Raw genomic sequence first — 14,328 nt, 5'->3', positions numbered from 1 at the left:
GGCCGGATTATAATGCCAACTTTACAATCCGGGCCAGTCAGCTACCATGCCACGGTGCGGCCTTGGTAATCCAGATATTCCAGTCCCGGCCTATTCAGTTTTGCCAGCATCACATCGACCAATGGCGGAATGCTGTCGGCTATGGTCAGCGGCGCATCGTCGCCACCCAACTCAGTACGCACCCAACCTGGCGCCATCACCAGCATCGGGCGCTGCGTCTCGTCCTGCCGCGCCGCGAAACTGCGCATAAACTGATTCAATGCCGCCTTGGTGCCGCGATATAGCTCTCGTTGCCCGCGTGGTTGTTGGCGATGCTGCCCTGCCCGGACGACATCACGCCCAGCAGGCCATCCGGCCGCACACGGTCCGCCAGTTTTTCCAGCACCCGCATGGGACTCAAGGCGTTGGTGATCATCAGGTTGACGAAGTCCTCGGTCGATACTTCAGCAATCGTCTGGTTTGGATCGGGATTGGTGGTGCCGGCGTTTACAAACAGGGCGTCAAAGACTCTCCCGTCCAGGCGGCCATGAAGGGCATGAAGCTGTTCGCTCAATGTGATGTCCAGCGTTTCAATCTCCAGCTGGGACGGATGCGTGTCGGCCAGGCCGTGCAAAGGCGTTCTGGCGCCACCGGCGCGCACGGTCCCGACCACGTGCCAGCCTTTTCTGACAAATTCCACGGCCATCGCATGACCGAGCCCGCGCGAGGCGCCGATTAACAAGATACTGGGCATAGTGCTGATCCTTGGTTGAAGATGACAAGCACCGATGATAGGCGCGGCTAACGCCTTGCACCAGACGCCTGGCCTGCAATCGATGATTGCGTCCCACGCTATAATCGCAGCATGGTCAATATCGACTTCAACCTGCTGATCGCATTGGAAGCGCTGCTCAGTGAGCGCAGTGTCACAGGTGCTGCCCGCCGCTTGGGACTGAGCGTCTCGGCGATGAGCCGCACGCTTACCCGGCTGCGCGAAGCCACCGGTGATCGCTTGCTGCTGCAAGCGGGACGCACGCTGGTGCTCACGCCATATGCCGAGCAGCTGAATCAACAGGTGCCGGCGCTATCGCGTGATATTCAGGCGGTGCTGCGTCCAACCATTGCGGGACGGCGCCATCGATCTGGAAATCGGCACCGTCAAAACCACGGCGCCCGAAATCCGTACCCGCCTGCTTTTTCGCGATCGTTATATCGGCGTGTGCCGCAAGGGACATCCGATACTGGACGCTGATGCCATGGACGCCGCCACATATGCAGCCGCAGACCACGTGGCCGCATCACGCCCCACGCCGGTGGACGCCGCGCTGGCCGCCTTGGGTCTGAAGCGCAAAATAATGATGACCGTCGCCGGCTACACCCATGCCATGCAGGTGGCCCGCCATTCCGATCTGCTGGCTATCATCCCCCACTCGTGCCTGGGCAACGCCTTCATCCCGGACCACGCGGCCGCCAACGGACTGCGAAGCTTTGAGTTGCCCGTGCAGACGCCGGCTTTCAATGTCTCTGCCATCTGGCATCCACGCCTGGACAGGGATCCCGCCCACGTCTGGCTGCGCAATGAAATCCTCGCACTATGCCAGACTGCGTATCCCTGACTCACACGTCGATTGCAGCGTGACTATCGCGGTGCTGGATCGCGTGGGCGAGGAAGGCAGCGGCGTTAAGCGGTTTGGCAAAGTGATAGCCTTGCGCGATGTCGCAGCCCCAGGCGCGTATCAGGCCCAGTGACTGTTCGGTCTCCACGCCCTCCGCCACCACCTGGTAATCCAGTTCACGCGCAAGGCCGATCAGCGAACGGACGATGCGTTGGTCGCGTGGATTGGCGTCCACATTGCGGATCAGCGATTGATCGACCTTGACCACGGTGGCCGGCACCTTCTGCAAATACGCGAAGTTGCTGTAGCCGGTGCCGAAATCGTCCAGCGCGAGGCTCATGCCAAGATCGCGGATGCCGTGCAGCGCCTTCAGGATGCCCGGTCCTTCCATCCACATGCCTTCGGTGCATTCGATCTCCACATAACGCGGATCGACATTGAATTCGCGGCAGGTCGCGGCCAGCCGCTCGGCGATGTCCGGCTCCGCAAAGTTATAGGCCGACAGGTTGATCGCCACCTTGATCTTATTGCCCGCCGCATGCCACTCGCCGATCTGGCGGATGGCGGTGCGGATCACCCAATGCGTCAATGGCCCTATTAACGCCGTTTTCTCCACCAGCGGGATAAACTCGGCCGGCGACACCGGTCCCAGTTCCGCATGGTTCCAGCGCAGCAGCGCTTCGGCGGACAGGCAGGCGCCTTTGTTCAGTTCATGCTTGGGCTGATAGAACAACTCGAAGTGGCCTTGCGCGATGGAGTGCCGCACATCGTTCAGCAGGCGGAAAGCGCGCTGCTGTTTTTCGTCTTCCGCGTTGCTGTACTGGCTCCAACGCTGTTGATTGACCATCGCGTGATTAATGGCGGCAGCGGCCTTGCGCGGCGCATCCTGGGCTGCGTTCTGGCACAGCTCAAACACCACGATGCCGCCGAAGCTGTTCAACGCCATCGGGATATTCAAGCCATTCAGCGGCGCCTCCAGCGCCTCGTCTAGCCCATGCAGGTAGCTGATGAAACCATCCGTATCCTCGTCGCGCGACAGAATGGCGAAGCGCGCATCGTTAAGGTGATACACCTGTGCCCTGCCCTCAAACAGCTGGATCAACCGCGCGCCGACTTCTCGAACCAGCGCATCGTAGACCGCCGCTCCCAGCACGCGAATGATTTCGAACGACTTGGCTGCATCCGGCATGGCGATATCCGCCAGCACGCGGCGCTGTTGCGGATACAGGCGCGCTTGCATGGTCAGGTCTTCAAACAGCTGGTATTTATTAGGAATGCCGCTGACCGCATCGACATGGCCGACCGCGCGGCCCAGCGTGATGTGCGCCATCACCAGCGACGCCAGGCGGGCCAGCTTGTCTTTCTCGGCGGCGTTCAGGCTGCGCGGCTGCTGGTCTATGACGCACAGCGCGCCGATGGCGTAGCCGTCCACCGTAATCAGCGGCGCGCCGGCGTAAAATCGCACCGCCTGCGGGCCGGTGACCATCGGATTATCGGCAAAGCGCGTGTCCAGGAGCGTGTCTTCCACCACCAATACGCTGGCCTGCTGGATGGTGTAGTTGCAGAAGGTTTGCTCGCGGTCCGTGTTCGGCGGGCAGAAACCGACGGTGGACTTGAGCCACTGGCGGTCGCTGTCCAGTAGTGAGATGTAAGCGCCATCGGCGCCGAACATTTCCATCGCCAGCCGCGTGATGGCGTCAAAATACTCGCTGGTGTTGGTATTCAAAATACCCAGTTGGTGGAGCGCCTGAATGCGCTCCGGCTCGGAATTCTTGAGCAAAATCTGCTGCATCCTTACGCTCCCACGGGCGCAGGCAGCAAGCCGACGCGGACTTCGGTCCGTGCAGCGGCCCGTACCGGCTGCGCATTCCAGCCTTCACGGCGGGTCTTGAACACGCTGACGGCGTTATTCAGATGGGCAGCCTGCTCTTGCAGCACCTCGACCTCGCCGGCCGCGTGCTCCACCAGTGCGGCGTTCTGCTGCGTTACCTGGTCCATTTGCGAGATGGCGCGATTGACTTCCTCGATGCCCACGCTCTGCTCATTGCTGGCCAGCGTAATCGCGCTCACCATGTCGCTCACCTGCTTCACGCTATGCACGATGTCGCGCATGGTGGTGCCGGCATGTTCCACCAGCGCGGTGCCGGCGTGGATCTTGGCGACCGATTCATCGATCAGCGTTTTCACCTCGCGTGCCGCCGTGGAGCTGCGCTGCGCCAGGTTACGCACTTCGGTCGCCACTACCGCAAAGCCACGGCCCTGTTCACCGGCGCGTGCTGCTTCCACGGCCGCATTCAACGCCAGGATATTGGTCTGGAAGGCGATACCGTCGATCACGCTGATAATTTCTTCGATCTTGCGCGACGAGACATCGATGGCATTCATGGTCTGCACCACTTCATCGACAATCTCGCCGCCTTTGCTGGCGATATCGGATGCGTTGTGCGCCAGGTTGTTGGCGTCGCGGGCACTGTCGGCGTTTTGCTTGACGGTGGCGGTCAGTTCTTCCATCGCCGATGCGGTTTCCTCCAGCGAACTGGCCTGGTCTTCCGTGCGGCCTGACAGGTGCTGGTTCTGCTCAGAGATCTGGTCGCTGATGCTGCTGACGGCTACCGCAGCTTCGTGCACTTCGGTGACGGTGCTGCGCAGGTTGCGGCTCATCTTCACCAGCACGGCCATGATGCTGTCCTTGTCCTGGCCGCGCAATTCGACTTCGTGATACAACTCGCCACGGTCAACCGCATTAGCCAGCGCTTTGACTTCCGCCGGTTCGGCGCCGAGAGCGCGCAGCAGGTACTGCGTCACGCGCCATGCAACCAGCACGCCGATGGCAATGGCAAGCGCCGCAGCCAACAGGGCCAGCGACTGGAAGTTGTGCGCGCCTTTACGCGCCAGTTCCGATTCCGCCTCGGTCAGTTTCTCTTCCTGGTCAATGAAGCCATTGATACTGGCCAGCCAATCAGTGAAGGCTGGCTTGGCCTCATCCAGCATCATCTTGCGGGCGTTGTCGGCATCGCCGGCGCGACGGGATTCCACAATTTTCTTGATCAGCGGCGTGGCGCGGGCTTCGCTCTGCTTGATCTTGTTCAGCCAATCGCGTTCTTCCGGCGTGACTTTGACTTTGGCGTCGCTGATCATCGCATTCAGCGGCTGCGCGGAGCGCTGATAATCGCTATCCAATTTCTCGATCTGCGCGGTCACCGCAGCCAGCTCACCATCACTGACCAAGGCCACGTCGCGCAGCGCAATCGCGCGGTCGTGCACACTGCCACGCAAGTTGACGGCGTGGCGCTGCTTGACGTTATTCACTTCGCTGATGTGTTGCAGGCTGTTGTCGATGGCATTGACCTTGATCACGCTCAGTACCGACAACGCCAGCATCATCGCCAGCACGATGCCAAAACCGATGCTCAGACGGGCGGCGACGCTGATTTCATTCTTATTCGTTTCCATTGCATTTCCTTTAGATCGCACACGAGATATCTGCATCATATTTCGTTTCAGCAATTTCGTTAAATGGATTGATTAAATCCATTCAATAGTCATTGCCTATTAACAATGTCCATGCGTCAACTTGGATGGAACTTTACTACTTGAAGATAGGGAAAACACCTCTCTAACGAGGTAGCGGCAGGCGTTAGAAACGCCAGCGCAGAGATACCGTAAAGCTGCGTTCGGTTTGCTGCGGCAGTTCGGCCAGCAGGCGCCGCGCCGACCGGTCGCTGCGGACCAGCAGCGCTTCGCTCATCAGGGACAGGCTGTCCGACAGCGGCCAATCGTAGGCCAGCGCCACGCCGTAGCCGTTTTCGTCGTTGGGATCGGCGGGCAGGATGTCGTGCCCGCGCGTGCGGAAATGGTCGTAGCGAATCGCCGCCGTGCCGCCGCCAAGCGGATGGCTGGCCAACGCAAACCACGACTGGAAATCCAGCGCCACAGCGTTGGGGCCCATCAGCGTATCGCCACGCATGGCCTGCATCGCCAGTTCCCACTGGCCCTGCGGCCGCCACACGGCGCTGACATGGTCGAAGCGCGTGCGCCAACTGTACTGCCAGTCCTTGACCGCCATTGGATCGGCCAGGTTATCGTAATGCAGCGCCGACAGCTCCAGTCGCGTGCCGACATTGAAATTCGCGCCGGCGTAGTAGCCGAGCCGCCCATCCACTTCGCGGAATGGATGGATGTCACGCCATTGCCGGGGGATCGCGCCGTCGCGCCGGTACACCGGCAGGTCGGGCAGCTTGACTGTATCGAAGCGGCCGGCGATGCGGTCGCTGATCGACCAGCCGCGCCATGCAAGCAGCGTTCCGGTGGGGTCATTGCCGTTGAAGACCGCAGCTACCACGCCCACGTCATACGGCGCATCGACATAGCGGCCCGGCCGGCGCGCACTCCACTCGATGCCGTTGGTGCGCAGCTCCTCGCCGATCCAGCTGTTGATGGCGGAACTGGAGATGGTGTGCTTCGGCACCCAGCCGACGCTGTCGTAGTCGATTTCCACGCTGGTCGGCGGGAAGAAGAAGCCCGCCTTGACGCGCGTCTTCCACGCGCCGGCCGGCACCGGACTCCATGCCAGCCACGCCTCGCGCACATCGACTACGCCGCGATGCTGCTGATCGGCGCTCAGTTCCAGCGTGCCACTGATGCTGTCGGTGATATCGACATCGCCATGCAGCACGGCCTGGCCGATGCTGAAGCGCGGCGAGTTGGCGTCGTAGCGGGTTTTGCCCATGCCGCTGTCCAGGAAGCTGCGGCTGGCGTCGGAATCGACGGCGCGCACGTCGACCAGGCCACGCCATTCGGCCGCCTGCGCGCAGCCGGCGGCAAACACCAGCAAACCGAGGAAGGGACGCGACGTGGTTATCATGCCCGCATCATACACGGCTATAATCCTAGTCCTCAACATGACGAAGAAAGCTTCGGATGATTAATAGTTTGCGTATTGCCGGGCTGGCGCTGCTGGCCTGTGTGTCCGGCACGGCCATGGCCGACGGTTTCGAGACCATCGAGTCGAAGCCACTGCAAGAGGTCTGGATCAATGGTGGCTTTTACTCTTACCACTTCCAGCGCGATAAAGGCCTGAACGACAGCAATCCGGGCCTGGGCGCGGAATGGCGCTTTTCGACGGTGGCGTCGGTAACGGCGGGACGCTTCTATAACAGCGACCGCGCTTATTCCAACTACGCGGGCGTGTATTATCAGCCGTGGAAAATCGGCCCGGTGCGCATCGGCGCAGTGGTCGGCGGTTTTAGCGGCTATCCTAAAATGCGCGATGGCGGCTGGTTCCCCGCCGCCATCCCTACCCTCAGCTATGAGTACGAACGCGTTGGCGTCAACGTCGCCATCGTGCCGTCGTACAAAGACCGGTTGTACGGCGCGCTGTCGATTCAGCTCAAGCTGAAGGCATTCTAAAGCGGGCCAGCACGTTGTAAGGACGTGCCTGGCCAATGTGACTGTGCAGCAGGACGAACTCGCGCACGGTCCATTCCACCGGCGCTACGCCTTGCGGCGGCGCCGTCACATCGTCATACAGCAGCGTAACGTGGGGCGTGTAGCTGGCGGGATTGCCGGGAATGCCCGCTTTGTGCAGCGCGCTATTCAGATTACGGTACAGCGCAGCGACGCCAATCACGCCATCGCCGCCGGTCAACACGAACGGCCGGTTGCGGGCGCGGTTCACGAAGGTCTGCGCGGTGTCGAAGCTGGCTACAAAGGGCGGCGTAGCGCCGGCCACCTGCGTTGCTGCTTCCGACGCGCGCGCGATCAGCGCATCCGGCATGCCGGCAAAGTCACCCAGATTACACAAGGTGCAGTGCAGCTTGGCGTCCGCAATCGGCCGGCCTTGCATGCCATGCTGCGCTTTCAGCGTCGCGGTCAGCGCGCCGATGTCGGCGATGGCCTGCGCATCCGGCGCGATGGCGAAGAAGATCCGGTCCGTCAGTTTTGGCGGCGGTTCAAAATCGAATAGCGATGCTTGTTGGCTCATTTGACCCGTTGTTTCTCAAGTTTGCGCGCCAGCGTGCGGCGGTGCATGCCGAGACGACGCGCTGCTTCGGAGATATTGAAATCGGTCTCCGCCAACACTGTGTGAATATGCTCCCACTCCAGCGTCTTGACCGACGTGGTGCGCGAGCTCAGTTCCAGGTCCGCCGCGCCGGCCACGTGCTCGAACGCGGCTTCAATATCGTCGGTATTCGATGGCTTGGCCAGGTACTGGCAGGCCCCCAGCTTGATCGCCTCCACCGCCGTGTTGATGCTGGCGAAGCCGGTCAGCACCACAATCAGCATCTCTTCGTCATGCTCATGCAGCATCTGCACGCAGGCCAGGCCGGACGAATTGCCCTTCAACTTCAAGTCCACCACGGCGTAGCCGGGCGAATGGTCGACCAGCAGCGCGCTGGCATCGTCCACGTTTTCCGCCAGCAGCACCTGATAGCCGCGCCGCTCGAACGAACGCCCCAAGGTACGGGCGAAGGCTGCATCATCTTCTACCAGCAGCAGTACTCGATCTTCTGTCGTCATGTCGTTTGTTGTTCCGATTTGATTTCGATGGCCGACAACGGCAGCGTCAAACGCACCATCGCCCCGCCCTGCTCGCGGTTGGTCGCGGTCACTTCGCCGCCCAGCGTGCGCGCCACATTCAGCACCAGGAACAATCCCAGTCCGCCGCCGGGACGGCCTTTACTGGAATTGTATGGCTTGCCAAACTGCGCCAGTATAGACGGTGCGAAGCCCGGACCGTTATCGGTCACCAGCAGCACCAGCATGCCGCCTTCAATGCTCGCTTCCATGCGCAGCCACGCCGGCGACGCTTCCAGTGCATTATCCAGCACATTGCAGATCATTTGCTTGAGGGTGGAATCGGACACCACCGGTAAGTCATGCGCGATGCGGTTTTCCAGTTCAAACGCCACCACCGGGCGGCCGACGCGCCACTCGGCCACCACTTCGTCGAGGAAGGTGTTAAGCGTGGTGGCGGTCGAAGATTCGCCGCGCGCCTCGCCGGCCGACATCAAAATGCCGCTGACGATGGACTTGCAGCGTTTGAGCTGCGTTTGCATCTCCGCGATTTCTTCCAGCAGCACCGGGCTGCCTTTAAATTCCGGCATGTGCTTCCAGTCGCCGAGAATCACCGCCAACGTCGCCAGCGGCGTGCCCAGTTCATGCGCCGCACCGGACGCCAGAAGCCCCATGCGGACGATGTGCTCTTCTTCCGCCGCGCGCTGGCGCAGGTCGGACACCGCCGCCGCGCTGCTGCGCATATTCTGCATGATGCGGGTGATGAAGATGACCAGCAGCGCCGCATCGAGAATGAAGCACAGCAGCATGCCCTGTACGTACAGGCTGAAAATGCCCAGCGCGTGATCCTGCGGCAGCGGCAGCGGCTCCGAAAACAGCGCCAGGCCGGCGATGCAGGCGCCGGTGACGATCACAATCGTCCACGTCGACCACGTCTCCAGTAGCACCGCGCCCAGAATCACGTGCAGCAGGTAGAGGAACACAAAGGGATTGGTGGCGCCGCCGCTTAAATACAGCTGCGCCGTCAGGCTGGCCACGTCCACCGTCAAGGCCAGTAGCAGTTCGCTGTTGGACACCACCTGGTTTTCCTGCCAGCGCAGGATGCTGGCGACGTTGAAGGCGATCAGGCAGGCCAGCACATTCAGCATGGCCGGCATCGGCAGCTGCACGCCGAGCAGGATCGAGGCGGTGGCTATGGTGGTGATCTGGCCAATCACGGCGATCCAGCGCAGCTGGATCAGCTGCTGCATGTTCTTGTGACCGGCCGCGTGGGTGATCGTGCTGGCGGAGGCGTTCGCCGACGCCAGCGGTTCTACGACAGGAAGACGGGGCCGCAGCCGTGCCGGGCCGCCGTCATAAGGGTTACTATTTTTGTTTGCGCGCATCTCGGATTATCCATACCGTCGCTCCAGCCACCATCAGGGCCAGTGCGTACCAGGTGATAGCATAAACCAAGTGGTTGTTGACGAAGGAAATAACTGTCAGTCCGCCGACCGGCTGCACGTTCGCCACCGGTCCCGCCGCCTTGGCCGACGCCGCATCGGCATCGACAAAGTACGGCGCCACCGCCGGCAGTCCACGCGCCTGGGCGATCGCCTGCACATCGCGCGTGTACCAGTAATTGCGTGCCGGTTCGTTCTGGCGCAAGCGCCCCGCCACTTCGGTCAGCCGCAGCAGACCGCTGACCGACACCGTCGGACCGGCCGCGCCACGGCAAGCATCGGCCGTTGCCGCCGGCGGCGCCGGTTGTGGCTTCCAGCCGCCCAGGCCTGCCGGCGTAAAGCCGCGATTGACCATCACGATGCCGCCGTCCGGCGTGCACAGTGGGGTCACCACCCAGTAGCCGATGCCGCGATCCAGCGACGCCAGCACCTGGGTGGTCGAGCCATCCAGCAGCACGCCGCTCAGCTGCACGCGCCGGTAGTCGTCGGCGTCCGCGTTGAGCTGCGGCCATTGCGCGAGCGACGGCGCCGGCACCGGCGCCGCATGCACGCGCTGGTCGACGCGCTCGATCAGCGCCAGTTTCCATTGAAGTCTGAATACCTGCCACGTCCCTAAAGCAAAAAACCCTGCAAACATCACCCCGGCCGCGAGGACCAGGATGACGCGCAGGGTTCGGGAACGTTGGCGCTTGGAGGCGCCCGTCATCATTGCATGTCTTGCATGTTGTGAGCGTCGTTACCCATGGATGGCATCATGTTCAGGTTCATGTGGTACATGACCCAGATGGAGCCAGCCAGTACGATCACCAGCAACACCAGCGTGAACAGCGTGGCCAGCATCGACCAGCCGCCTTCGGCTTTACCGTTCATGTGCAGGAAGTAGACCATGTGCACGATCACCTGCACCGCGGCGAAGCCGAGGATGACGATGGCGGTGGTGCTCGACTTGTCGAACGCCTTGGTCATCACCAGGTAGAACGGAATCGCGGTCAGGATCACGGACAGGATGAAACCGATCGCGTAGTCCTTCAGGCTGCCGTGGTGACCATCGCCTTCGTGGTCGTCATGGCCGTGGCCGTGGTCATCATGCGCAGAGTGGTTGTGTGGTGCGCTCATGGCAGAACTCCCATCAGGTAGACAAAGGTAAAGACGCCGATCCAGATCACGTCCAGGAAGTGCCAGAACATCGACAGGCACATCAGGCGGCGGTTGTTTTCAGGGGTCAGGCCGTGCTTGCCCAGCTGGAAGCACAGCGTCACCAGCCATACGGTACCGAAGGTCACGTGCAGACCGTGGGTGCCGACCAGCGCGAAGAACGAGCTCAGGAACGCGCTGCGTTGCGGACCCGCGCCTTCGTGGATCAGGTGCACGAACTCGTCCAGCTCCAGGTACAGGAACGCCAGGCCGAAAGCGCCGGTGATCAGCAGCCAGACGATGGTGGCCTTCAGGTTTTTACGCTGCGAGGCGATCATCGCAAAGCCGTAGGTGATCGACGACATCAGCAGGAAGCCGGTGTTGAGGGCCACGGTCGGCAGGTCGAACAGTTCCGCGCCGCTTGGGCCGCCCGCATAGCTGCGGCCCAGGACTGCGTAAGCGGCGAACAGGCCGGCGAACAGCAGGCAGTCGCTCATCAGGTAAATCCAGAAGCCCAGCAGCGTGCTGTGCTCAGGATGATGGTCACGCACGTAGTAACGCGCGCTTGGATCGGCGCTCATGGCGCCATTAGCGTTAATTTCAGACATGGCTTTCCAGCAAACGAGTATGCGCTTCTTCGGTACGATTCACTTCATCGGCTTTGATGTAGTAATCGCGCTTGTAGTTAAAGGTGTGAACGATGATCGCTACCAGCATGGCCGCGAACGACAGTGCAGCAGGCAACCACATCGACCAGACCATGGCGAAGCCAAAGACGAAGGCCAGTGCCGAGATGATGAAGCCGGCGCCGGTGTTCTTCGGCATGTGGATGTCGACGAAACCTTTCAGCGGACGCTGATACTGGTTGGCTTTCATGTCGGCCCAGCTGTCGCTGTCATGCACCACTGGCGTGAAGGCGAAGTTGTAGTCTGGCGGTGGCGACGAAGTAGCCCACTCCAGCGTACGGCCGCCCCATGGGTCGCCGGTGACGTCGCGCAGTTTCTTGCGGTTCAGGACGCTGACGCCGATCTGCACCAGGAAGGCGCCGATACCGGCAGCAATGATCAGCGCGCCGATAGCAGCCACAATGAAGTAGATCTGCAGCGAAGGATCATCGAAGTGGTTCATACGGCGGGTAACGCCCATGAAGCCCATGATGTACAGCGGCGTGAAGGCCACCCAGAAACCGACCAGCCAGCACCAGAACGATACCTTGCCCCAGAACTCGTCCAGCGTGAAGCCGAAGGCTTTCGGGAACCAGTAGTTGATACCAGCGAACAGACCGAACACCACGCCACCGATAATCACGTTGTGGAAGTGGGCGATCAGGAACAGCGAGTTGTGCAGCACGAAGTCGGCTGGAGGCACGGCCAGCATCACGCCGGTCATACCGCCGATAACGAAGGTCAGCATGAAGCCCACGGTCCACATCATTGGCACGGTGAAGCGAATGCGGCCTTTGTACATGGTGAACAGCCAGTTGAAGATCTTGGCGCCGGTCGGGATCGAGATGATCATCGTGGTGATGCCGAAGAACGAGTTGACGCTGGCGCCGGAGCCCATGGTGAAGAAGTGGTGCAGCCATACCAGGTAGGACAGCACGGTAATCACGACGGTCGCGTACACCATCGAGGTGTAGCCGAACAGACGCTTGCCGGAGAAGGTCGAGACGATTTCCGAGAACACGCCGAACACTGGCAGCACCAGGATGTAGACCTCAGGGTGGCCCCAGATCCAGATCAGGTTGACGTACAGCATCGGGTTACCACCCAGTTCGGTGGTGAAGAAGTTGAAGCCGGCGATACGGTCCAGCGACAGCATGGCCAGGGTGATGGTCAGGATCGGGAAGGTCGCAACGATCAGTGCATTGGTGCACAGTGCGGTCCAGGTGAACACTGGCATTTTCATCATCGACATGCCAGGCGCGCGCATTTTGATGATGGTGGCCAGCAGGTTGACCCCGGACAGCGTAGTCCCGACCCCGGCCACCTGCAACGACCAGATGTAGTAATCGACCCCGACGTCCGGCGACGCAGCGATGCCCGACAGCGGCGGGAATGCCAGCCAGCCGGTCTTGCCGAATTCACCGATGAACAGCGACACCATGGTCAGCATGGCGCCGAAGGTGGTCATCCAGAACGAGAAGTTATTCAGGAACGGGAACGAAACGTCGCGCGCGCCGATTTGCAGCGGCACTACGTAGTTCATCAGACCGGTAACCAGCGGCATGGCGACGAAGAAAATCATGATCGTGCCGTGGGCGGTAAACACCTGGTCGAAGTGGTGCGGCGGCAGGAAGCCCGGGTTATCCCCGAAGGCCATGGCCTGCTGTGCGCGCATCATCAGTGCATCGGCGAAGCCGCGCAGCAGCATGATGATACCCAGCACCATATACATGATGCCGATTTTTTTGTGGTCGATCGAGGTAACCCAGTTACGCCAGAACGGACCCCACAAACGGAAGTAGAACATGGCGGCGAGGAAGGCGATACCGCCCAAAGCCACGCCGGCGAAGGTGCCGATCAGGATGGGCTCGTGGTATGGAATTGCTTCCAGTGACAGCCGCCCAAAGATCAGATTGGTCAGGTTGAGATCAGACATGGTCATTCTTTACGGGTAGGTTGAGCAGTTGCGGCGACGGTGGCAGGTTCACACACGTCTTTCGGCAGGTTTTTCATGACTGCCGCTGCCTTGATGCGCGTGGCATCCTGGTGCATCTGGGTATTCACGCAGACCGAGCCTTCGGCCACGCAACGGTTCAGGATCAGGTCATAAATGCCATTGTCCACGGTACCGAAATGCATGATCGGGTGCTTGATCGTCGGTTTTTCCAGCAGCAACGCTTCTGCGCGGTTCAGCACGGTGGTGCTGGACTTGGTCTTGGCAACCCAGGCGTCGAAGTCGGCTTGCGACACGCCGTGGTACTTGAAGCGCATGTCCGAGAAACCGGCGCCGCTGTAGTTGGCCGAGAAACCGTCGTAGATGCCGACCTTGTTCATCACCGCATTCAGCTGCGTTTCCATGCCAGGCATGGTGTAGACCATACCGGCCAGCGCAGGAATGTAGAACGCGTTCATCACCGAGGTCGAGGTCATGTGGAAGCGGACCGGTACGTCGATCGGCGTGACCAGTTCATTCACGGTGGCGATGCCCTGCTCCGGATAAATGAAGACCCATTTCCAGTCCATCGACACCACTTGCACTTCCAGCGGCTTGACGCCGGCGGCGATCGGACGGTTTTCGTCCAGGCGGCTCAGCGGACGATACGGATCGAGCAAGTGGGTGTAAATCCACGTGATCAGGCCCAGCACGATGATGATCAGCAGCGGTGCGCCCCAGATCAGCAGTTCGAGCTTGGTAGAGTGATCCCAGTCTGGTTTGTATTCGGCGGCGGTATTTGACTTTCTATAGCGCCAAGCGAACAGACAGATGAGAAACATGACAGGTACGATAATCAACAGCATCAGCAAGGTTGACACCACGACTAGGTGTGCTTGTTGCGCTGCGATATCCCCGGACGGATTCAGCACGACCGTATCGCAGCCAGCGAGCCACAATAACGGTGCGAGGAGCAATCCACGACGAACGATAGGAGGAATCATGCGGTAATTTAGATTACAGATTGTTGGGAACATGCTACT

At 60.8% G+C, this 14,328-nt stretch carries 12 protein-coding genes and 2 pseudogenes; 2 read left to right on the top strand and 12 right to left on the bottom strand.

The genetic code is table 11. The features are described 5' to 3' along the window. Nucleotides 1-41: 41 nt before the first annotated feature. Nucleotides 42-733, bottom strand: a pseudogene (locus tag GTP69_RS01335) (SDR family NAD(P)-dependent oxidoreductase). Nucleotides 734-844: 111 nt separating this feature from the next. On the opposite strand from GTP69_RS01335, the pseudogene GTP69_RS01330 reads away from it, so the two are divergent. Beyond that, nucleotides 845-1,595 (top strand): annotated as a pseudogene (locus GTP69_RS01330) (LysR family transcriptional regulator). A gap of 1 nt (nt 1,596) precedes the next feature. Here GTP69_RS01330 and GTP69_RS01325 read toward each other — a convergent pair. The 3 genes from GTP69_RS01325 to GTP69_RS01315 form a co-directional block, all read right to left on the bottom strand. Beyond that, on the bottom strand, nt 1,597-3,387 hold the full coding sequence (locus tag GTP69_RS01325) for a sensor domain-containing phosphodiesterase (protein WP_161053180.1): 1,791 nt from the start codon (nt 3,385-3,387) through the stop codon (nt 1,597-1,599). A gap of 2 nt (nt 3,388-3,389) precedes the next feature. Then, a complete protein-coding gene (locus GTP69_RS01320; protein ID WP_161053179.1) occupies nt 3,390-5,048 on the bottom strand; it encodes a methyl-accepting chemotaxis protein in 1,659 nt (552 codons plus the stop codon). Nucleotides 5,049-5,232: 184 nt separating this feature from the next. Then, the gene (locus GTP69_RS01315) at nt 5,233-6,459 is read right to left on the bottom strand and encodes a hypothetical protein (protein ID WP_161053178.1); all 1,227 of its coding nucleotides are present in this window, start codon (nt 6,457-6,459) and stop codon (nt 5,233-5,235) included. 56 nt (nt 6,460-6,515) lie between these two features. On the opposite strand from GTP69_RS01315, the gene GTP69_RS01310 reads away from it, so the two are divergent. After that, complete coding sequence (locus GTP69_RS01310; protein ID WP_161053177.1) at nt 6,516-7,004, top strand: hypothetical protein; 489 nt, start codon at nt 6,516-6,518, stop codon at nt 7,002-7,004. Here the strand turns inward: GTP69_RS01310 and GTP69_RS01305 are convergent. Genes GTP69_RS01305 through cyoA form a run of 8 tightly spaced genes read right to left on the bottom strand, consistent with a single transcriptional unit; the run spans nt 6,985 to nt 14,289 of the window. After that, a complete protein-coding gene (locus tag GTP69_RS01305) occupies nt 6,985-7,578 on the bottom strand; it encodes a 2'-5' RNA ligase family protein (RefSeq protein ID WP_161053176.1) in 594 nt (197 codons plus the stop codon). The genes GTP69_RS01310 and GTP69_RS01305 overlap by 20 nt on opposite strands. Then, nucleotides 7,575-8,114 carry a response regulator transcription factor gene (locus GTP69_RS01300; protein ID WP_161046394.1) on the bottom strand — a complete coding sequence of 180 codons (540 nt, stop codon included), beginning with the start codon at nt 8,112-8,114 and terminating at the stop codon, nt 7,575-7,577. The genes GTP69_RS01305 and GTP69_RS01300 overlap by 4 nt, the downstream gene beginning before the upstream one ends. Beyond that, nucleotides 8,111-9,496: an ATP-binding protein gene (locus GTP69_RS01295; protein ID WP_161053175.1), complete on the bottom strand. Its 1,386-nt coding sequence runs from the start codon at nt 9,494-9,496 to the stop codon at nt 8,111-8,113. The genes GTP69_RS01300 and GTP69_RS01295 overlap by 4 nt, the downstream gene beginning before the upstream one ends. Then, nucleotides 9,477-10,262 (bottom strand): SURF1 family protein, encoded by a 786-nt coding sequence (locus GTP69_RS01290; protein WP_161053174.1) that lies wholly within the window; start codon nt 10,260-10,262, stop codon nt 9,477-9,479. Before GTP69_RS01290 ends, GTP69_RS01295 begins: the two co-directional genes overlap by 20 nt. After that, complete coding sequence (cyoD, locus tag GTP69_RS01285) at nt 10,259-10,669, bottom strand: cytochrome o ubiquinol oxidase subunit IV (RefSeq protein ID WP_110847986.1); 411 nt, start codon at nt 10,667-10,669, stop codon at nt 10,259-10,261. The genes GTP69_RS01290 and cyoD overlap by 4 nt, the downstream gene beginning before the upstream one ends. Next, on the bottom strand, nt 10,666-11,295 hold the full coding sequence (gene cyoC, locus GTP69_RS01280) for a cytochrome o ubiquinol oxidase subunit III (protein ID WP_161053173.1): 630 nt from the start codon (nt 11,293-11,295) through the stop codon (nt 10,666-10,668). The genes cyoD and cyoC overlap by 4 nt, the downstream gene beginning before the upstream one ends. Next, nucleotides 11,288-13,294 carry a cytochrome o ubiquinol oxidase subunit I gene (gene cyoB / locus GTP69_RS01275; RefSeq protein ID WP_371867759.1) on the bottom strand — a complete coding sequence of 669 codons (2,007 nt, stop codon included), beginning with the start codon at nt 13,292-13,294 and terminating at the stop codon, nt 11,288-11,290. The genes cyoC and cyoB overlap by 8 nt, the downstream gene beginning before the upstream one ends. Next, entirely contained in the window at nt 13,291-14,289 is a 999-nt protein-coding gene (gene cyoA / locus GTP69_RS01270) for a ubiquinol oxidase subunit II (protein WP_110847988.1), read from the bottom strand. Before cyoA ends, cyoB begins: the two co-directional genes overlap by 4 nt. Nucleotides 14,290-14,328 lie beyond the last annotated feature (39 nt).

Origin of the sequence: Duganella levis, from assembly GCF_009857605.1 — a bacterium.
GTDB classification, from domain to species: Bacteria; Pseudomonadota; Gammaproteobacteria; order Burkholderiales; family Burkholderiaceae_D; genus Rugamonas; species Rugamonas levis.
The sequence above is the reverse complement of the archived record's forward strand: the minus strand, read 5'-3'. Positions and strand labels throughout refer to the sequence as shown.

Coding starts and splice junctions, on each gene's coding strand:
- GTP69_RS01325 (WP_161053180.1), bottom strand. CDS start 3,387: ATGCAGCAGATTTTGCTCAAGAATTCCGAGCCGGAGCGCATTCAGGCG.
- GTP69_RS01320 (WP_161053179.1), bottom strand. CDS start 5,048: ATGGAAACGAATAAGAATGAAATCAGCGTCGCCGCCCGTCTGAGCATC.
- GTP69_RS01315 (WP_161053178.1), bottom strand. CDS start 6,459: ATGATAACCACGTCGCGTCCCTTCCTCGGTTTGCTGGTGTTTGCCGCC.
- GTP69_RS01310 (WP_161053177.1), top strand. CDS start 6,516: ATGATTAATAGTTTGCGTATTGCCGGGCTGGCGCTGCTGGCCTGTGTG.
- GTP69_RS01305 (WP_161053176.1), bottom strand. CDS start 7,578: ATGAGCCAACAAGCATCGCTATTCGATTTTGAACCGCCGCCAAAACTG.
- GTP69_RS01300 (WP_161046394.1), bottom strand. CDS start 8,114: ATGACGACAGAAGATCGAGTACTGCTGCTGGTAGAAGATGATGCAGCC.
- GTP69_RS01295 (WP_161053175.1), bottom strand. CDS start 9,496: ATGCGCGCAAACAAAAATAGTAACCCTTATGACGGCGGCCCGGCACGG.
- GTP69_RS01290 (WP_161053174.1), bottom strand. CDS start 10,262: ATGATGACGGGCGCCTCCAAGCGCCAACGTTCCCGAACCCTGCGCGTC.
- cyoD (WP_110847986.1), bottom strand. CDS start 10,669: ATGAGCGCACCACACAACCACTCTGCGCATGATGACCACGGCCACGGC.
- cyoC (WP_161053173.1), bottom strand. CDS start 11,295: ATGTCTGAAATTAACGCTAATGGCGCCATGAGCGCCGATCCAAGCGCG.
- cyoB (WP_371867759.1), bottom strand. CDS start 13,294: ATGACCATGTCTGATCTCAACCTGACCAATCTGATCTTTGGGCGGCTG.
- cyoA (WP_110847988.1), bottom strand. CDS start 14,289: ATGATTCCTCCTATCGTTCGTCGTGGATTGCTCCTCGCACCGTTATTG.